We start from the raw sequence: 17,573 nt of genomic DNA, 5'->3' as shown, positions 1-17,573 counted from the left end.
AGCGGCGCGCGGGCGGGGACCGGAGTAGCGTCCCTGGTGATGGCTAGCGACATGCTCTGCTGTCCGGGCGGCACCTTTCGTTTCGACTACGACAGGACCGGCCCCGGTCCTGGTGCCGCAGTGTCCGCCGAGGGATTCGTGCGGGGCCGCGCGGGTCTGAGGAGCGCCCAGTGATCGATTCGCAGTCGCCCATTCGGACTTATGTGCTCGACACCTCCGTCTTGCTGTCCGACCCGTGGGCGTGCACCCGGTTCGCCGAACACGAAGTGGTGGTACCGCTCGTGGTCATCAGTGAGCTGGAAGCCAAGCGCCACCACCATGAGCTGGGCTGGTTCGCCCGACAGGCGCTGCGGCTCTTCGACGACCTGCGTCTGGAGCATGGTCGCCTCGATCAGCCGATTCCCGTTGGGACGCAGGGCGGAACGCTGCATGTCGAACTGAACCACAGCGACCCTGCGGTGCTGCCGGCCGGATTCCGGACCGAGAGCAACGACGCGCGGATCCTGACGGTTGCCGCCAACCTCGCCGCCGAAGGCAAGGCAGTCACGTTGGTCAGCAAGGACATTCCGCTGCGGGTGAAGGCCGGCGCGGTGGGCCTGTCGGCCGACGAATACCACGCCCAGGACGTCATCACGTCGGGCTGGACCGGGATGTCGGAACTCGACGTCGCCGCCGAGGACATCGACGCGCTGTTCGCCGAGGGGGAGATCGATCTGGCCGATGCCCGTAACCTGCCCTGCCATACCGGTATTCGGCTGCTCGGCGGCAGCTCCAGCGCGCTGGGCCGGGTCAACGCCGACAAGAAGGTTCAGCTGGTACGTGGGGATCGCGAGGTGTTCGGCCTCCGGGGAAGGTCGGCCGAACAGCGCGTAGCCCTGGATCTGCTGCTCGACGAGTCCGTCGGCATCGTCTCCCTCGGTGGTAAGGCAGGTACCGGTAAATCGGCGCTGGCGCTGTGCGCCGGATTGGAGGCGGTACTCGAGCGACGTACCCAGCGCAAGGTCGTGGTGTTCCGCCCGCTGTATGCCGTCGGCGGGCAGGAGCTTGGCTACCTGCCCGGCAGTGAGAGCGACAAGATGGGCCCCTGGGCGCAGGCCGTGTTCGACACCCTCGAAGGGCTGGCGAGCCCAGCAGTGCTCGAGGAAGTGCAGTCCCGCGGCATGCTCGAGGTGTTGCCGCTGACCCACATTCGCGGCCGGTCCCTGCACGACTCCTTCGTGATCGTCGACGAGGCGCAGTCGCTGGAGCGAAACGTGCTGCTGACCGTGCTGTCGCGCTTGGGCAGCGGCTCGCGGGTGGTGCTCACCCACGACGTGGCCCAGCGTGACAACCTGCGCGTCGGTCGCCACGACGGTGTCGCGGCGGTCATCGAGAAGCTCAAGGGCCACCCGTTGTTCGCACACATCACCCTGATGCGCAGCGAACGCTCGCCGATCGCCGCCCTGGTCACCGAGATGCTCGAGGAGATCAGCCCCGGCGCTCTGCCGTGACGCTGCTGCGGTCACCACGCCGCTAGCCGTACATCGCCGGTAGTGCCAACCCCCACTGCGCCGGTGCCAGGGATCGGTCAGCTACGGCCGGTAAACTCGGCGGCGTGCCACGCCGACAAGACAGCCCCTCCTGGTCTTATCTGCGGACCGTGATCGGCGTCTGCGCCGGCGTGGCCGTCGTCGTCATCGGGGGCTTCACCGGCCATGTCAAGGTGGCCAAGGCGGATTCGGTCGACTGTTCGGTGGTCAAGTGCGTCGCGCTGACTTTCGACGACGGCCCGACGCCCTACACCGACCGGCTGCTGGGCATCCTGAACGACGCCGACGCCAAGGCCACCTTCTTCGAGATCGGCAACAAGGTCGCCGCGAACCCGGCCGGCGCCAAACGGGTGGTCGACGCCGGTATGGAACTCGGCAGCCATACTTGGGAACACCCGAACATGACGACGATCCCGATCGAGGACGTTGCCGCCCAGTTCAGCAGGGCTAACGACGCGATCAAGGCCGCCACCGGGCAGACACCGAAGCTGTGGCGCCCGGCCGGTGGCCTGACCAACGACGCGGTCAACCAGATCGCCGCCCAATACGGCCTGGCGGCGATCCTGTGGGATGTCATCCCGTTCGACTGGATGAATGACTCCAATACCGCCGCTACCCGCTACATGCTGATGAGCCAGATCAAGCCCAACTCAGTGGTGCTGTTCCACGACACCTACTCGTCCACTGTGGATCTCGTGCAGCAGTTCATCCCGGTGCTCAAGGCCAACGGCTATCACATGGTCACGGTCAGCGAGATGCTCGGACCGCGCGCACCGGGCAGCGTGTACGGCTCGCGCGACAACGGGCCCCCGGTCAACCTGTTGCAGGACATCCCGGCCGCCGACATCCCGACGTTGCCGGCGACCCCGTCGCCCAAGCCGATGCCGAACATTCCGATCACCGACATCCCGGGGGCCAATTCCGGTGGCTCCAACAACGGTGCCTAGAGCCGCCGCTTAGGTGCATACCGCCACCTCGTTCGTCCTCACCCTGCTGATGCTCGGCTACGCGGTGGTCTCGGGTCTGGTCAGCCGCTGGTATGTCGCGCCGGCGCTGATCTTCGTCGGCCTTGGAATGGCATTGGGCCCATTCGGTTTCGACCTGCTCGACGCCGGGCCGGGCCCCCAGGACTACACCGTGTTGGCGCAGCTGGCGCTTACCGTCATCCTGTTCAACCAGGCGGCCAAGCTCGACCCAGCCAAGGTCTTCCGCCGCGGGCACGTCACCCGGGTCACCGCGACGGACTGATCACCCTGGAGGCGGCCCGCACGGCGGCGGCACGGCGACGTTCTCGCGTCGCAGCGTCGGCGGTCATTGCCGCGGGATCGGGCCAGTGCGCCCAGGCCAGTGCAATCCCGAACAGCACCACCAACAGCTCCTCGGGGTCCCACGACGGGTCGACGTGTCCGGCTGCCTGGGCTTCGATGATGGTGGCGAAGGCTCGCTCGGGGATCAGTTCGCCGTCGGCGGTCGGGGGGTCGAGCGCCAGACCTTCCAACCGGGCCCAGGTGACCATCCGGTGGTGCTCCGGTCGGCGGGCGGTGAGGTCGAACAAGTCGCCGACGAACTCGGCCACGGCGTCGGAGCGCATTGGCACGGCGTGGAAGAACTCGGTGACGTTGGCCGCAACCACGTCGCGGAACAGGGTCTCCTTGTCGCCGAAGTGGGCGTAGAGCCGTTCCTTGCTGGCGTTGGCGGACTTGGCTATGCGGTCGATGCGGGCACCCGCGAGACCGTATTGCGCGAACTCGGCGCGCGCAGCGGACATGATCTCGCCGCGAAGCTCATCTGTGGTCCGCACAGGACAATGATAGCCTGACGAACTAGTTCGTTTGTTAACCGGGTCTCGAGAACAGGGGAATGTCTCATGGACGATCGGTCCCAGCTGGAAGCGGTCATGCAGCACCCGCCGCGGGTCGAGGCTTTGCGCCGGGTTCTTGCCGCCTCCGGCAGTGTCGCCGATCTGATCGTCGACGGCATGCGCCCCTACGTCGACGGCACCGACAACCTGCCGGCAGACGGCCGATTCTTGTTGGTGGGCAACCATACTCAGGCCGGAGCCGAGATCTTCCTGATTCCGTACGCCGTCAACCGCGCGATCGGCGTGCGGGTCCGCCCGCTGGCCGACCGCAATCTCGGGCGGATGCGCGGACTGGCCGCCGATCTGGCCGCGGCCTACGGGGCGGTGGTCGGGGCGCCCGACGCGGCCGACGAACTGATGCGCCACGATCAGACCGTCCTCGTCTTTCCCGGCGGGGGCCGGGAAATACCCAAGTTCAAGGGCGAGGAGTACGCGCTGCGCTGGCAGGGCCGGGCCGGGTTCGCCCGGGTGGCGGTCGCCAACGGCTATCCGATTGTCCCGGTCGCCCTGGTCGGTGGTGATGACGTGTACCGCAGCGTGATCTCGCGCGACAGCGCAATGGGACGGCTCAGCGAAGCGATCGGCGGCAGGCTCACCGGCCGGTCCGGTATGGCGATGCCGTTGATGCGCGGCATCGGCCCGACGCTGATTCCCCGGCCGCAGCGGATGTACCTGCGCTTCGGCTCGCCCATCGACACGTCGACCCCGGTCGGGGTCGATACGCCGGGCTGGGTGACGGCGGTCAAGCAGAGTACCCAGGCCGCTCTCGAGGAGGCGTTGGCCGACCTGTTGGCGTTGCGCGAGGACGACCCGTTCCGCGACCTCAACCCGTTGGCGCGCCGCAGGGCGCGCCAACCGGCCTGAGGTCAGTCGCCGTCTGGCGCGTCACTCTTCGCGCAAGCGCTCATCGACCACCTTCGCCATGGCCAGCACGTCGAGGCGTTTGTCGAGTTCGGCTTCGGAGAGCTTGTCGCCGATCAGGCCGCGGTCGATGACCGTCTGGCGGATCGTCTTCTTCTCCTTGAGCGCCTGCTTGGCGACCTTGGCGGCCTCCTCGTAGCCGATCGCCGAGTTCAGCGGCGTGACGATCGACGGTGAGGACTCGGCGAGCTCGCGCAGGTGTGCTTCATTGGCGATCAATCCGTCGATGCACTTGGCGGCAAACAGCTTTGACACATTACTCAGCAGCGTGAACGACTCCAGCAGGTTGCGCGCCATCATCGGGATGTACACGTTCAGTTCGAACGCCCCGGACAGGCCGCCGACGGTGATCGCGGCGTCGTTGCCGATGACCTGGGCGGCCACTTGGGTCACGGCCTCGGGGATGACGGGGTTGACCTTGCCCGGCATGATCGAGCTACCCGGCTGCAGGTCGGGCAGCTGCAGTTCGCCCAGTCCGGTCAGCGGGCCCGAGCCCATCCAGCGGATGTCGTTGGCGATCTTGGTCAGCGAGGCGGCGATGGTCTTGAGCGCCCCGGAGGCCTCGACCAGTCCGTCGCGTGCCGCTTGAGCTTCGAAAGAGTCCTTCGCCGTGCGCAATTCGGCCAGGCCGGTCTGCGTGACGAGCACGTCGACGACCTTGGCGCCGAAGCCCTCGGGGGCGTTCAGTCCGGTGCCGACAGCCGTGCCTCCGATGGCGAGCTCACCCAGGCGGGGGAGGGTGGCCTTGACCCGTTCGATGCCTGCCTCGACCTGGCGGGCGTAACCGCCGAACTCCTGGCCGAGGGTCACCGGAACCGCATCCATCAGGTGGGTACGGCCGGACTTGACCACGGTGCGCCACTGACGAGCCTTGTTGGCCAGCGACTCGTGCAGCACCTCCAGTGCCGGAATCAGATGGCGCACAGCAGCTTCGGTGGCGGCGATGTGAGTGGCGGTGGGGAAGGTGTCATTCGAGCTCTGCGACATGTTGACGTCGTCGTTCGGGTGCACCGTCACGCCGTTGCGCTCACAGATCGAGGCGATCACCTCGTTGGCGTTCATGTTCGAGCTGGTGCCCGAGCCGGTCTGGAACACGTCGATGGGGAACTGGTCGTCGTGCAGCCCGTCGGCGATCTCACCGGCGGCGGCGATGATCGCGTCGGCCTTCTCCGCCGACAGCTTGCCCAAGTCCTTGTTCACCTGGGCGCACGCCGCTTTCAGCAGGCCCAGTGCGCGGATCTGGGTGCGCTCGAGGCCCCGGAACGAGATCGGGAAGTTCTCGACGGCCCGCTGGGTCTGCGCGCGCCACAGTGCGTTGATCGGAACCCTGACCTCGCCCATGGTGTCGTGCTCGATGCGGTATTCGCCCTCGACGCCGTTGCCAACAGCACTGTCGGTCATCAATTGCCTTTCTTAGGGAAGCGGGTAGGCCGCGGACTTGTCCCCGGTGAAGTCCACCGCGGAGTACTCGTTCAGTTTCGAAAGCCGGTGGTAAGCGTCGATCATCCGGACCGTGCCAGACTTCGAGCGCATCACGATCGACTGGGTGGTGCATCCGCCGCCGAAGTACCGGACACCCTTGAGTAGGTCCCCGTCGGTGACGCCGGTGGCGCAGAAGAACACGTTCTCCCCGGCCACCAGGTCCTTGGTGGTCAGCACCCGGTCAAGGTCGTGACCGCGGTCGATGGCCTTCTGGCGTTCCTCGTCGTCGGTGGGCGCCAGCTGGGCCTGGATCTCGCCGCCCATGCAGCGGATCGCGGCAGCGGTGATGATGCCCTCCGGGGTGCCGCCGATGCCGGCGAGCATGTCGGTGCCGGACTCGGGCCGGCAGGCCGAGATGGCACCGGCGACGTCTCCGTCGGAGATCAGCCGGATACGGGCACCGGCGTCGCGAACCTCGGCCATCAGCTTGGTGTGCCGCGGCCGGTCCAGGATGCAGACGGTGATGTCGGAGACTGATGCCTTGCGGACCTTGGCGAGGCGCTGGATGTTGGCCGCGATCGGCGAGGTGATGTCGATGAAGTCGGCGACGTCGGGGCCGGCGGCGATCTTGTTCATGTAGAACACCGCAGACGGGTCGAACATCGCACCGCGTTCGGCCACCGCGAGCACTGAGATGGCGTTGGGCATGCCCTTGCTCATCAGCGTGGTGCCGTCGACGGGGTCGACGGCGAAGTCGCAATCCGGCCCGTCGCCGTTGCCGACTTCCTCGCCGTTGTAGAGCATCGGGGCGTTGTCCTTCTCGCCCTCGCCGATCACCACGACGCCGCGCATCGAGACTGAGTTCACCAGCTCCCGCATGGCGTCGACGGCGGCGCCGTCACCGCCCTCCTTATCACCTCGGCCCACCCAACGGCCGGCGGCCATGGCGCCCGCTTCGGTGACCCTGACCAGTTCCAGGGCGAGGTTGCGATCGGGCGCTTCACGGCGACGGGCGTCTGGCATGGCTGAGATTGTCCCAGAAGCCGGTCAGCAGTCCAGACCTGGGATACTGGCAGTCGTGACGACCCCTCCACCAGCGGCTCCGGTTCCGAATGTCGCCGGCCCAGCGGCTCCGGTTCCGAATGTCGCCGGCCCAGCGGCTCCGGTTCCGAATGTCGCCGGCCCAGCGGCTCCGGTTCCGAATGTCGCCGGCCCAGCGGCTCCGGGCCCGAAAGAGGCCAAGCCGCGCCTGTTGCAGGACGGCCGCGACATGTTCTGGTCGCTGGCCCCGCTCGTCGTGGTCTGCATCGTGCTCGCTGGGCTGGTCGGGATGTGTTCGTTTCGGCCCAACGGCCCTGGGGACGGCGCGGTGCCGTCCTACGACGCTCCTGCCGCGCTGACGGCCGACGCGGCCGCGCTGGGCATCCCGATCCGGTTGCCGCAGGTACCGCAGGGGTGGCAGGCCAACTCCGGCAGCCGCGGTGGCATCGAGGCAGGCCGGGTCGATCCCAAGACCGGGCAGCGGGTCCGCGCGGTCACCTCCACCGTCGGCTACATCGCGGCGTCGAAGATGTTCGTGCGCCTGACGCAAAGCAACGCCGACGAGCAAGCGCTGGTCGGGTCGATCCATACGTCGATGTATCCGACCGGCGCCCAGGACATCGACGGGGTCAAGTGGATCGTCTACGAGGGCGGTGAGGACACCGAGCCGGTGTGGACCGCTCGGGTGGACAGTGCGGCCGGGCCTGCTCAATTGGCGATAACCGGTGCCGGAAGCAGTGCCGATTTCCGTACGCTGGCCGTCGCCACGCAGACCCAGCAGCCGCTGACGCCAAGCCGATAGGAGACGCCAATGCCCGCACCCGAAGCCGATCTCACCGGATGGAGGCGGGAGCCGTTCTCCGCGGCTGGCTTCACCCACGACGTGTACCGCAAGGGCGAAGGACCCGGAGTGGTGCTCATCCCCGAGATGCCCGGCGCGCATCCCGGTGTCCTGGCGCTGGGAAACTACTTGGTGGACAACGGTTTCACCGTGGCGAGTCCATCACTGTACGGAACGCCGGGAGCGCCGGCGATCAGAGTGGGCTCAATCGGCACGCTGGCTCGCGGGTGTGTGGCCAAGGAGTTCGCTGCCTTCGCCACCAACAGGGAGCGTCCGGTCTCGCACTACCTGCGGGCGCTGGCGCGCGATCTGAAACAGAAGACCGGCGGCAGGGGCGTCGGGGTGATCGGGCAGTGCTTCTCCGGCGGGTTCGCGCTGGCGGCCGCCGTCGACGACAGTGTGCTGGCACCGGTGCTCAGTCAGCCGTCGGTGCCGCTCGGGCTCACCGCCAAACAGAAGCGCGATCCCGGCTTGAGTGAAGGCGAGATGAGGGTCATCGAGAAGCGTGTCGCCGAGGACGGGTTGTGCGCGTTGGGCCTGCGGTTCAGCGCTGACCCGATGTCGCCGGCCGAACGGTTCAAGACGCTCAAGGACCGCCTCGGCGACGCCTTCGAAGTGATCGAGTTGGATTCTTCGCCGGGCAACAAGGACGGATTCGGGCGGATGGCGCACTCGGTGCTCACCCGCGAGGTCCGCGAAGTGGACGGTCAACCGGCCTACGAGGCGCGCAAGCGTGTAGTGGAGTTCCTCAAGGAACGGCTGACGTAACGCGGCCCATCCGCCTGTCTCTTGACGTCACTGTTCTCCAGGACGCGATATCACCGGCGATATCGCGTCCTGGAAAAGCCACCCATCCCCTGGTGAGGGCATCAGACTCCGCCGCCCTGCTGATCGGCGGTCGCGCCGGCCTCGGCTTTGGTCCGCCGTGTGAAGAGGCGACGGCGTTGCTCCGGCGGTTCGTGCGTGGTCATCTCCACGCCCTTATAGACGGCCAGGTACACCGAGATCGTGGTGACGATGATGATCATCAGCACCGGCCCCAGCACGATGCCCCAGAAGCCGAACATCGCGATCCCGGAGAAGACTGCCAGCAGCATCAGCGCGGGGTCCAGGCGTGCCTCGCGCGGCACCAGTATGGGTCGCAGGAAGTTGTCGACGTTGGTGACGGCGATGAGGTGGAACAGCACCACGAACAGGCCGCCGGGAATGTTGCCGAAGAACATCATCCCGATGCCGAACGGGATGGTGACGATCCCGCTGCCCAGCGGGATCACCGACAGCGCGGTCAGGAAGATCGCGAAGATGAAGAACCCGTTGTGGAATCCGCCGATATAGATCGACACCGCGCCGAGCACACCCTGAACCATCGCAATGATGAACTGCCCCTTGACGGTTCCCTTCACCATCGCACCCATCTTGGCCAAGTACAGGTCGGTGACCTCTTCGCCGAGCGGGTTGAGCCGGCGGATCAGCGTGAGCACCGACTCCTGGTTGGTCAGCAGTGAGACCAGGACGTACAAGAAGATGATCGCCGACGTGATCACCCCGATTGCCCCACCGGCCGCACCCTGAATGGCGTGCAACAGCCACTGTCCGACGCTCTGCGAGACGTTCACCATGGTGGTGCGCAGCGAGTCCGTCGTGACACTGAAATGACCGAACGGCAGCTTGGCCAGCAGCTGGTTGGTCAGGGCCAGCGACTTGTCGCCGAGGGTCGACAGGTCGGCGGTCTGCACCCACTCGGCGACGTGCACGACCATGTGCGAAATCTGAAGCACCGCAAGTGTCACCAGGGCGCCGATCGGGATGATTACCGTCGCCAGCGCGGCGAGCACCGTCAGCGTCGCCGACAAGCCGCTGCCGAATCTGTTGCGGCACCGGTTGTACAGCGGAGTGAACAGATACGCCACGATCGCCGCGATCACCACCAGGATGAAGTAATGCCGCAGGAAGTAGGCCCCCAGCAGCAGGGCGATCACCGTGATGATCGCCAGTGCCCGCTTCTGGGGCTGGGTGAACTCGGTGTTCAGAACGACCTCATTGGCTCATCAATCGGGTCAGGTGATCGTGGATGTTGGGATAGCGCTTGAGGTGCGCGCCGCCGTTGAGGTCGAGAATCTCCCCGGTCAGCCAGGACGACTGCGGAGAGCACAGGAAAGCGACCGCCTCGGCGATGTCCTGGGGGGTCCCCGGCCGGCCCAGCGCGGTGTTCTCGACGTACTCCTCGATCACGCCGGGAATCGCCGCCGCACCCTCGGTCAGTGGAGTGTGCACGAACCCCGGCGCCACCGCATTGACCCGGATGCCGCGCGGCCCCAGTTCCAGGGCGGCGACCTGGGTCAGCATCGACAAGCCCGCCTTCGCGGCGCAGTACGCGCTCATCCCGATCGCCGGCTGACGGGCGTTGAGCGACGTCAACGACACTACGGCGCCGCCGTCGCCGAGATGTCGCCCGGCATGCTTGATCACCAGGAACGCCCCGTTGAGGCAGACGTCGATCACCGAGCGGAACTGCTCGGCATCCAGCTCCGTGATCAACCCGAATCCGCTGAAGCCCGCGCAGTTCACCACCACGTCGAGCCTGCCGTTCTGAGCCACCACACCGTCGAAAAGAGCGGCGACCGTGGCCTCGTCGGTGACCTCCACCTTCGCCCAGGTATGCGGATCACCCAGTTCGGCGGCCCGCTGACGGGCCAGATCGATGTTGCGGTCTGCGATCGTCACCCGGTGGCCCCGGTCGGCCAGGGTCTGCGCCGTTGCCCAGCCGATACCGGAGGCGCCGCCGACGATGACGGCCACCGCCTCAGTCATGTTGTCTTTGCATCGGATTCGGGGGCGCCCCACTTGCTGCGCACGGCCTCCCACGGATCGGCGTACTGACCCGGCTGGCCGTAGTAGGGCGACTGGCGGCGCAGGTACTCGCGGGCCAGCGGTGCGACGAGCCGGAACACGTAGCGTTTCCAGCCGACGTTTTCCGCCGTCTCTTTCAGCATGTCCGGCCACGAGTGGTGCTGGTGCTTGAGCACCTCCTGAGCCGTCGCGGAGTCCATCCAGTCGGTGGCGAACCACGCGTTGTCGTCGTCGGGATTGCCCTTGCGCCCGGGGGGCAGAGCGCCGACCAGACCCATCGCCGCCGCGGTGGACGACGCGATGTCCCCCTGCACCAGTCGGTGCGAACTGTCGCCGCCGATCAGCAGCGTCCGGCCGACCACGTCGGCGGTGGTGGCTGCGCCGAAGGCGTGCGCGACGTCGCGGACGTCGACGGTCTGCAGCCGCCCGTCGGCGGGCAGCACCCCCTCGAAAAAGATCAGGTTGGGGTCGATGCTCAGATTGAGCGCGGTGGTCAGCACCCCGCCCAGCCGAAGGATCACCCAGTCCAGGCTGGATGCCCGGACGACGGCTTCCGCTTCGACCTTGTGCTGGCCGTAGATGTCGTAAGGGCTGACCGGGGTATCCGCGGTCAGCACGTCGGTGATGTGGTGCGGGTTGCGGGGCCCGTAGACGGCGATGCTCGACGCCTGCACGAGGCGAGGCGGAACATCCATCGCCTCTGCGGCTTTCACCAGATTGGCCGTCGCATCCACGTTCACCTTGCGAGCCAGCGCGGGCTTGGCGTAACACAGCGGCGGGATCACCGCGGCCAGGTGGATCACGGCAGCCGGCGCGACGTCGGCGAGCAGTCGTGAGACGGCAGCCGCGTCGGTCAGGTCCGCCCAGCGCACCGTCACCCCGGGGGACAGGGCCGCGGCGGCCTTGCGGGTGGCCGGCGTGTCCAGATCGGTGGCCACCACGTGCCGTCCCGCGGCGGCGAGGTGCTTGACCGTCGTGCTGCCCACCATGCCGAATGCACCCGTCACCAGAACAGCGTCGGACATCGAACTCCCTTCCCGGCCGGACCGTGTTGGTGGAAACGTACCCGGTACGGCGACGTGACGGTGTGATCCGGCCTTCGTGGTCTCTGCCGGGGCGGAACTCAGGACGCGCAGGCCTCGTAACGCGCTATCAATGACCGCTCTTGCGGGATGGGCAGGTACACCAGCGGATCGTGCGGGGTGCAGCCGCCGACGGTGACCGCCACCGGTCCGCGGGCGAAGCCGCGGCCGCCGATGTGCCCGGAGAGCTGGTCTCCGGCGGTGTACAGCACCGGACCCGGCAGCGCGGCGACGATCGGCAGGTGCTCGCGGGCCAGCTGCAGCGCCGTCTCGACGGCGTGAGAGGCGGCCGTCTTCTCGGAGAACCAGACCGGCGGCGTCACCGGACCGTTGATGCGCAGCCGGTCAACGTGCGGAATCGACTGGTCGGCGTTGAGCCGGTCGAAGACCTGTAGTTCGGCTGGGGAAGGCAGCCGCCGTGAAGTCGCGATCTCCGCCGGGTGGTCCTTGCCGGCGTCGATCACCCAGTCGAGACCGGCCAGCGGACCGAATCGATCGACGAGCCGCCGTGCGGCGGCATCGACGGCCCGGTAGTCGGCAGGATCGGCCAGCTGAAGGGTGGCCAGATTGGAATGACCGGCCTCCCGGTCGCTGATCCGGCCGCCAGGATGGCGGATGGTCGCTCGCAGTCTGACTGTGGCACTGTGGAACTCGCGGCGAAGTGCCACCCAGGCACGAGCTTGCGAGACGATCTGTTCCCGGTTGGTGATCGGGAGCTCTCCACTGTCTACGGCGAACACGTTCCAGCCGTGACGTAAGTCCAATTCGACGCGGTATCCGGGGTACCTGCCGCCGTCGATACCGTGTAGATAGCGCGCCGTCACCGCAGCGGCTTGGTCGGCGGTGATGTCGTCGGCCACGTCGGCGTAGAGCCGAAAGAACACCATCCCTTGGGCCTGGTTGTGCGCGATGTCACTGCTGACCCCGACGACGCCGGGAAAGTGTCCTATCTCGATCCTCAGTGCGGCGGCTTCCGCGGAGCGATCCGGTACGCCCCGGCCGCAACCCATCAGCAGCAACGCTGCGGCGACCAAGATCGCGATCGTGCGACGGCTCGACACGACTGCAGAGTGTAACGATGACGAGCTTGGAGGTTTGCTGTGAGTTCTGCCGACGGCTCACACGGCTTGCATGGCTACGCTCGAAGCATGCCGGTGCCGCAACTGCAACAGGTGGGAAGACGGTTGGCGATCGCGCTCGTTGCAGTTGCCGCTCTGGCGGGCTGTGGCCCGAACTCGAACGTACCGGCGCCGTCCACTGCCGCGGCAGGCCCGGTCGTCCTGAACGACGTCTCCGTGGCTGCCGTGTTGGACGCCATCGGCAAGGCCAAGCTGCCGGCAGCGAACCCGCGCGACGCGACGGCATCGAAGTGCCCCACCGCCGGTTGCGTGCAGGCCACCGATACCGACACGGTGTCCATTCTGAAGTTTCCCAGCACTGGCCGTGCCGAGCTGTACGCGGCGACGATGCCCGACATGCTGCAGGCCGAGGACGTCGTCGTCATCTTTGCCCCAACGCTGACCGACGAGCAGAGGGCCGCCTACCGACGGGCGGTCAAGAGTGTGGTCAGCGGATAGCCGCTCGCTCAGGCTTCCGGTAAACAGATGGCTTTCAGGATGGTGCTGCGTCCCTGCCGGAAGAATTCGATCAGGTCGCCGGCGACCGCCCGCACGTGGTCCTCGCCGACGTCCTTCTCGCCCAGCAGGGCGGTGACGCCCGCCGCGAAGACCCTGAACACATCGACGCCGGCGGTCACGGTCGGACGGCCCAGCGCCATCATGATCCCGCCGGTGAGCGCCATCAGGGCCACGGCTTGCTCGTCGGGATCCCAGTCGGTTCGCACCATGCCGTGGGCGCGCCAGGAGGGCAGTGCCACGTGCAGCATCGGGCGGGGGCCGACCGCGGCGTCGAGTTCCGCAGCGCGCGGATGCGTGGTCAGCAGCCCCAGGATGTCGTCGTTGTGATCGTGCAGAGCGGTCATCAGCGGCCGACTACGGGCTGTGCCCAGCATCAGCGGGCAGAACCGCGACGGCCGCGCGGCGCCGGGATCGGCGGTCAGTCGCTCGATCAATTCGTCTGCGGTGCTGAGAAAGTCGCGGCCGATCAGGCCGATGAGCAGATCTTCCTTGGTGGGCCAATAAAGGTAGACAGTGCCCTTGCCGACGTAGGCCCTCTGCGCGACGTCGGCGATGGTGAGGCCCTTGAAGCCACGGTTAAGCAGCAGTGTCGTCGCCGATTCGAGGATGCGGGCCGCTTTGGGAGAGTGTGACTCAGGCAGTACTGCCGCGTCTGCGGCGGGCTCGCTCTCGGTCTTCGGCTTCATCCTGGCTCTCATCGTTGGTCTTGGTGCACGCTCAGCAACCACGCGAGTATCGGTGCCTCGAACTCCATCTCATCGGACCAGCCCGGGCGACGGATACGGGCCGGCCTGATGTGGTCGATGGACCAGTTCCGGCCGATCATCTCGCCCAGGGCCGCCGGCGCCGGAGACTGCGCATCGGTCGGCACGGATTCGGAGTCGAACTCGACGGCGAAGCGGGCGACACCTTCGTTCGATACCGGCAGCTGACTACCGAGCGTCGCCGTCCAGCGTTCGCCGTATCCCAGGAGCTGGCTGATCTCTGCGACGTCGATGGACACGCAGTGCGAGGGCTCGCGGTGGGCCTGCCGGCACGCGGCCTCTACCGATTCGGGCAGGATCTCCAGGGCGATGACCGCGCAGTCGTTCGCGACGCGCACAACGAGCAGGACGGCGTCGGACCGCCCGATGTCCAAGATGTCGCCGAAGAACCGGCCCGGTTCGGTGAGCGCCAGCACCTCGCCACCGCCATCGAGACCCCCGACGACGGACATCACTTGTCCGCCTTCGCCGTCTCGGGCTGCAGCGCCGAACGCCAGGCTGCGGGGTTGAGGCTGCGATAAGGGTCGCGGCTGCGGATCTCCTGTAGTTCGGCGAGGTCCTTCTCCAGCTGCGTCTGAACGCGGTCTTTGACCTGCTGGGTCCAATCGTCGGCGGCGACATTGCGGGGCCGGACGGTGGGTACGGGTTTGCCGAAGCGAAGGTACATCCGCTGGGGGCGCGGTATGAGCGTCGGCCCGACGCCACGAACGATCGGGATCGCCATGTCACTGCGGCCGCTGAATCGAGTGGAAAGCCAGGTGCTGGCCTTGCCCCACAAGCTGTCTCGCTCGGTGACGCTGACGTAGACATCGTCGCCGCCGACCAGCGCGGCGGTGACGATCGGATAGTTGTGCGCGATGGCGACGCGGGCGAAGCCGGCGCGGTTCTCCCACCGCAGCCTGTATTCCTCGCCCTTGAACTTGGCGATCTCACGCCCGCCGCCGGGGAACACCAGAACCGGCTCGTCAGCGTTCATCAGTGCTGCGGCAGCTTCGGGCGACCCGATGACGCCGCCAAAGGCGTCCATCAGGTGGCGTTGCGGGCCGCCCATCTGACCGAATTGTCGATCCGCCAAGGGGCGCAATCGTTTTCCAACCTGACGCCGGACGAAGTAGGGGATCAGCACGATCTCACACGCCGACATCTGGGTGTGATTGCCGACCACGAGAACGCGGCCATCGGCAGGCAGGTTGTCCAAGCCCTCGACGTAGGGCCGGTAAAGATCGATCAGCGGCTGTGCGTTATCGGCACCGGCTTTCAGTGCGTGTCGCCACACGGATACCTGCAGGTCAGCCAAGCGTGACACGGCGACCACCTCTCTTGAGTCAATAAGCACAATACTGACCGTTTTGGTCGATTGGTCAGTTGGTGAAGTAGATCACATGTGAGACAGGCTACCGTGATCGCGCATAAACGGATTGACCTCATCCGCTTTGTCGGCTACCGTCACGGTACTGCCGAACTCGAGGAGGCGCAGATGACTGCGGGCACCATGAAAGCCGTTCGGATCCAGCGGTATGGCGGGCCTGAAGCGCTGGCTTACGAGGAGCTGCCCAAGCCGCGCCCGGGCCGTGGCCAGGTGCTCATCCGCAACGAGGCTGCCGGCCTCAATTTCGCCGACATCGAGCAACGCCGCGACAACTACCCGGTCCGGCCGGCTCTGCCGCACATTCTTGGTGCCGAATTCGCCGGTGTCGTCGAAGAACTCGGAGATGGCGTCGACGGTCTGACGGTGGGGCAGCGCGTTTTCGGGATCATCGGACCGGCGCTGCCCGGTGCCTATGCGCAGTACGTCGTCACCGACCATGACACCGTCTATCCGCTGCCCGACGACATCGGCTTCGCCGAGAGCACGGCTCTGCTGATCCAGGGGCTCACGTCGTACTTTCTCTTGAAGGACGGGGTACGGCTCAGGCCGGGGGATTCGCTGCTCGTCCTGGCCGCAGCCGGTGGACTGGGTTCGTTGAGTGTGCAGCTGGGCAGGATCATGAAGGCCGGCAAGGTGTTCGGCGCTGCCAGCACGGAGGCCAAGCGTGCGTGGATCCTGGAACTGGGTGCCGATGCGACCATTGACTACACCGACGAGAACTGGGGCAGTGCGGTCCTGGACGCCACGTACGGCCGAGGGGTGGATGCCGCCTTGGTGAACGTCGGCGGCTCCGCGTTCGACCAGGCCATCGCATGCCTTGCGCCGTTCGGGCGGCTGAGCGCCTACGGATCGGCAGACCAGACCAGTCCCGTCGTGGACTTCGGTGCCCAGCTGCAGGCGGGTCGGCTCAATGCGAACCAAACTCTCGGGTTCTTCAGCCTCTACCCGTACCAGGGGCAGGGCAGCCAGGCGCTGGGGCCGGCGCTGGATGAGTTGACCAGCTACGTGTCCAGCGGGCAGTTGACGGTGAATATCGGTCTGCAGCTTCCGCTTTCACATGCCGCCGAAGCCCACCACCTGGTCGAGACGCGGCAGACCACCGGCAAGGTTGTCCTGCTGCCGTGGGCGGACTGACCGCCGCTAGGCGTTGACCGGCGCTTTGGCCCGACTCTTCATCTCGGCATAGAGATCGGTGTAGTAGGACAGGCAGTGCTCCAGCGCCTGCGCTGTGGTGTAGAGCGGCTCATAGCCGAGGTCGCGGCGGGCTTTGTCGATCGAGAAATAGTTGTCCACCGAAACCCGCTCCACTGCAAGCGGTTCCAACGGAGGCTGCGGCAGGCCGAAGCGAAAATGCAGCCACTGCCATGCGCTGAGCACCGCGTGCACCGGTCGGCCGGGCACACGGAGCAACGGCCACCGCTCGCCGCAGGCCTCGACGACGGGCCGGGAGAAGTCGAACATGTTGATCGGCTCACCGTCATTGATGAAGTACGCCTGCCCCGGTGCGGTTCCGCCGGGCACCAAATGCTCAGCCGCAAGGATGAATCCGTACACCAGGTTGTGCACGTAGGAGTTGTCGAGCCTGGCGTGTTCACTGCCCACCAGCACCTTGACGTGCCCGGCCAACACCCGCTCGAAGAGCTTGCGGAACATCGTCTGATCGCCGCGGCCCCAGATGCCGGACGGCCGGATCGAACATGTCAGCAGCCCGCCGACGTCGTTCTGGCCCAGTACGAACCTCTCGGCGGCCACCTTGGTTTCGGTGTAGAGATCGTTGAAACGCGATGTGTAGGGCAGGGTCTCGTCGCCCGCGGTGATCCGCTGGCCACCCATCACCACGCTGTTGGAGGCGGTGTAGACGAATCGCTTGACTCCGGCGGCCTGCGCGGCCTGGACCAGGTTCTTGGTGCCGCCGACGTTGACGTCGAAACTGCGCTTGCGGTATTCCTCGGTGACCGAGGCGCCGCCCATCAGGTCGATGATCGCGGCGGTGTGGATGATGGTGTCGATTCCGGCGACGGCAGATGCGACGGTATCGATGTCGCAGATGTCGCCCACGACGACCTCGAGGTGGGCGTGGGCCGGCAGCCGCGACGGCGCCCGGTCGAAAGCGCGGACGAGGTGGCCGCGGTCGAGCAGTTCGGTCACGAGGTTGGCGCCGACGAACCCGGCCCCTCCGGTCACCAGGACGCGGCCCAGGTCGGTCGTCAGTGTGGCATCACCCATGCGGCCGACAATAACTGAAACACGTTCCAA

19 protein-coding genes are annotated in these 17,573 nt (G+C 66.8%); 8 read left to right on the top strand and 11 right to left on the bottom strand.

The window, feature by feature from the left end:
- The first annotated feature begins 170 nt into the window (after positions 1 to 170).
- From ACXDF8_RS17005 to ACXDF8_RS16995, 3 genes are all read left to right on the top strand, one after another.
- A complete protein-coding gene (locus ACXDF8_RS17005) occupies positions 171 to 1,490 on the top strand; it encodes an RNA 5'-3' helicase PhoH2 (RefSeq protein ID WP_457224448.1) in 1,320 nt (439 codons plus the stop codon).
- Between the two features lie 104 nt (positions 1,491 to 1,594).
- Positions 1,595 to 2,476 (top strand): polysaccharide deacetylase family protein, encoded by an 882-nt coding sequence (locus ACXDF8_RS17000; RefSeq protein WP_457224447.1) that lies wholly within the window; start codon positions 1,595 to 1,597, stop codon positions 2,474 to 2,476.
- A 13-nt stretch (positions 2,477 to 2,489) separates the two neighbouring features.
- Positions 2,490 to 2,777, top strand: a complete 288-nt coding sequence (locus ACXDF8_RS16995; RefSeq protein ID WP_457224446.1) for a cation:proton antiporter domain-containing protein — start codon at positions 2,490 to 2,492, stop codon at positions 2,775 to 2,777.
- Here the strand turns inward: ACXDF8_RS16995 and ACXDF8_RS16990 are convergent.
- Entirely contained in the window at positions 2,761 to 3,330 is a 570-nt protein-coding gene (locus ACXDF8_RS16990) for a TetR/AcrR family transcriptional regulator (RefSeq protein ID WP_457224445.1), read from the bottom strand. The two genes, ACXDF8_RS16995 and ACXDF8_RS16990, sit on opposite strands and share 17 nt — an antisense overlap.
- 66 nt (positions 3,331 to 3,396) lie before the next feature.
- Here ACXDF8_RS16990 and ACXDF8_RS16985 point away from each other — a divergent pair, with 66 nt between their 5' ends.
- The gene (locus ACXDF8_RS16985) at positions 3,397 to 4,254 is read left to right on the top strand and encodes a 1-acyl-sn-glycerol-3-phosphate acyltransferase (protein WP_457224444.1); all 858 of its coding nucleotides are present in this window, start codon (positions 3,397 to 3,399) and stop codon (positions 4,252 to 4,254) included.
- A 21-nt stretch (positions 4,255 to 4,275) separates the two neighbouring features.
- On the opposite strand, the gene ACXDF8_RS16980 is transcribed toward ACXDF8_RS16985, so the two are convergent.
- On the bottom strand, positions 4,276 to 5,712 hold the full coding sequence (locus ACXDF8_RS16980) for a class II fumarate hydratase (protein ID WP_457224443.1): 1,437 nt from the start codon (positions 5,710 to 5,712) through the stop codon (positions 4,276 to 4,278).
- Positions 5,713 to 5,724: 12 nt separating this feature from the next.
- Complete coding sequence (glpX, locus tag ACXDF8_RS16975) at positions 5,725 to 6,756, bottom strand: class II fructose-bisphosphatase (protein ID WP_457224442.1); 1,032 nt, start codon at positions 6,754 to 6,756, stop codon at positions 5,725 to 5,727.
- A gap of 55 nt (positions 6,757 to 6,811) precedes the next feature.
- On the opposite strand from glpX, the gene ACXDF8_RS16970 reads away from it, so the two are divergent.
- Both ACXDF8_RS16970 and ACXDF8_RS16965 read left to right on the top strand, forming a co-directional pair.
- Positions 6,812 to 7,576, top strand: a complete 765-nt coding sequence (locus ACXDF8_RS16970; RefSeq protein ID WP_457224441.1) for a DUF4245 domain-containing protein — start codon at positions 6,812 to 6,814, stop codon at positions 7,574 to 7,576.
- A gap of 9 nt (positions 7,577 to 7,585) precedes the next feature.
- Positions 7,586 to 8,383, top strand: coding sequence for a dienelactone hydrolase family protein (locus ACXDF8_RS16965; RefSeq protein ID WP_457224440.1), 798 nt, complete (start codon positions 7,586 to 7,588; stop codon positions 8,381 to 8,383).
- Between the two features lie 101 nt (positions 8,384 to 8,484).
- On the opposite strand, the gene ACXDF8_RS16960 is transcribed toward ACXDF8_RS16965, so the two are convergent.
- The 4 genes from ACXDF8_RS16960 to ACXDF8_RS16945 all read right to left on the bottom strand — a co-directional run bounded on the left by ACXDF8_RS16960 (position 8,485) and on the right by ACXDF8_RS16945 (position 12,608).
- Positions 8,485 to 9,645 (bottom strand): AI-2E family transporter, encoded by a 1,161-nt coding sequence (locus ACXDF8_RS16960; RefSeq protein WP_457224546.1) that lies wholly within the window; start codon positions 9,643 to 9,645, stop codon positions 8,485 to 8,487.
- Positions 9,646 to 9,652: 7 nt separating this feature from the next.
- Complete coding sequence (locus tag ACXDF8_RS16955; protein WP_457224439.1) at positions 9,653 to 10,426, bottom strand: SDR family NAD(P)-dependent oxidoreductase; 774 nt, start codon at positions 10,424 to 10,426, stop codon at positions 9,653 to 9,655.
- On the bottom strand, positions 10,423 to 11,490 hold the full coding sequence (locus ACXDF8_RS16950) for an NAD-dependent epimerase/dehydratase family protein (protein WP_457224438.1): 1,068 nt from the start codon (positions 11,488 to 11,490) through the stop codon (positions 10,423 to 10,425). The genes ACXDF8_RS16955 and ACXDF8_RS16950 overlap by 4 nt, the downstream gene beginning before the upstream one ends.
- A 98-nt stretch (positions 11,491 to 11,588) precedes the next feature.
- Complete coding sequence (locus tag ACXDF8_RS16945) at positions 11,589 to 12,608, bottom strand: hypothetical protein (protein ID WP_457224437.1); 1,020 nt, start codon at positions 12,606 to 12,608, stop codon at positions 11,589 to 11,591.
- Positions 12,609 to 12,695: 87 nt separating this feature from the next.
- Between ACXDF8_RS16945 and ACXDF8_RS16940 the strand changes: the two genes are divergently transcribed.
- Positions 12,696 to 13,124, top strand: a complete 429-nt coding sequence (locus tag ACXDF8_RS16940) for a hypothetical protein (protein WP_457224436.1) — start codon at positions 12,696 to 12,698, stop codon at positions 13,122 to 13,124.
- 8 nt (positions 13,125 to 13,132) lie between these two features.
- Here the strand turns inward: ACXDF8_RS16940 and ACXDF8_RS16935 are convergent, their stop codons facing one another.
- Genes ACXDF8_RS16935 through ACXDF8_RS16925 form a run of 3 tightly spaced genes read right to left on the bottom strand, consistent with a single transcriptional unit; the run spans position 13,133 to position 15,254 of the window.
- Positions 13,133 to 13,870, bottom strand: a complete 738-nt coding sequence (locus ACXDF8_RS16935) for a TetR/AcrR family transcriptional regulator (RefSeq protein WP_457224435.1) — start codon at positions 13,868 to 13,870, stop codon at positions 13,133 to 13,135.
- A gap of 8 nt (positions 13,871 to 13,878) precedes the next feature.
- On the bottom strand, positions 13,879 to 14,400 hold the full coding sequence (locus ACXDF8_RS16930) for a hypothetical protein (protein WP_457224434.1): 522 nt from the start codon (positions 14,398 to 14,400) through the stop codon (positions 13,879 to 13,881).
- A complete protein-coding gene (locus ACXDF8_RS16925; RefSeq protein ID WP_457224433.1) occupies positions 14,400 to 15,254 on the bottom strand; it encodes a lysophospholipid acyltransferase family protein in 855 nt (284 codons plus the stop codon). The genes ACXDF8_RS16930 and ACXDF8_RS16925 overlap by 1 nt, the downstream gene beginning before the upstream one ends.
- Before the next feature lie 171 nt (positions 15,255 to 15,425).
- On the opposite strand from ACXDF8_RS16925, the gene ACXDF8_RS16920 reads away from it, so the two are divergent.
- A complete protein-coding gene (locus ACXDF8_RS16920; RefSeq protein WP_457224432.1) occupies positions 15,426 to 16,451 on the top strand; it encodes a quinone oxidoreductase family protein in 1,026 nt (341 codons plus the stop codon).
- A gap of 6 nt (positions 16,452 to 16,457) precedes the next feature.
- Here the strand turns inward: ACXDF8_RS16920 and ACXDF8_RS16915 are convergent, their stop codons facing one another.
- A complete protein-coding gene (locus ACXDF8_RS16915) occupies positions 16,458 to 17,555 on the bottom strand; it encodes a 3-beta-hydroxysteroid dehydrogenase (RefSeq protein WP_457224545.1) in 1,098 nt (365 codons plus the stop codon).
- Positions 17,556 to 17,573: the final 18 nt, after the last annotated feature.

It is taken from the genome of Mycolicibacterium sp. CBM1, from assembly GCF_054073305.1.
The sequence above is the reverse complement of the archived record's forward strand: the minus strand, read 5'-3'. Positions and strand labels throughout refer to the sequence as shown.

Bases quoted from the DNA above. Each gene is read 5' to 3' on its own strand.
- ACXDF8_RS16955 (WP_457224439.1), bottom strand. From the start codon at position 10,426: ATGACTGAGGCGGTGGCCGTCATCGTCGGCGGCGCCTCCGGTATCGGC.
- ACXDF8_RS16920 (WP_457224432.1), top strand. From the start codon at position 15,426: ATGACTGCGGGCACCATGAAAGCCGTTCGGATCCAGCGGTATGGCGGG.
- ACXDF8_RS16940 (WP_457224436.1), top strand. From the start codon at position 12,696: ATGCCGGTGCCGCAACTGCAACAGGTGGGAAGACGGTTGGCGATCGCG.
- ACXDF8_RS16985 (WP_457224444.1), top strand. From the start codon at position 3,397: ATGGACGATCGGTCCCAGCTGGAAGCGGTCATGCAGCACCCGCCGCGG.
- ACXDF8_RS16935 (WP_457224435.1), bottom strand. From the start codon at position 13,870: ATGAAGCCGAAGACCGAGAGCGAGCCCGCCGCAGACGCGGCAGTACTG.
- ACXDF8_RS16930 (WP_457224434.1), bottom strand. From the start codon at position 14,400: ATGTCCGTCGTCGGGGGTCTCGATGGCGGTGGCGAGGTGCTGGCGCTC.
- ACXDF8_RS16980 (WP_457224443.1), bottom strand. From the start codon at position 5,712: ATGACCGACAGTGCTGTTGGCAACGGCGTCGAGGGCGAATACCGCATC.
- glpX (WP_457224442.1), bottom strand. From the start codon at position 6,756: ATGCCAGACGCCCGTCGCCGTGAAGCGCCCGATCGCAACCTCGCCCTG.
- ACXDF8_RS16950 (WP_457224438.1), bottom strand. From the start codon at position 11,490: ATGTCCGACGCTGTTCTGGTGACGGGTGCATTCGGCATGGTGGGCAGC.
- ACXDF8_RS16965 (WP_457224440.1), top strand. From the start codon at position 7,586: ATGCCCGCACCCGAAGCCGATCTCACCGGATGGAGGCGGGAGCCGTTC.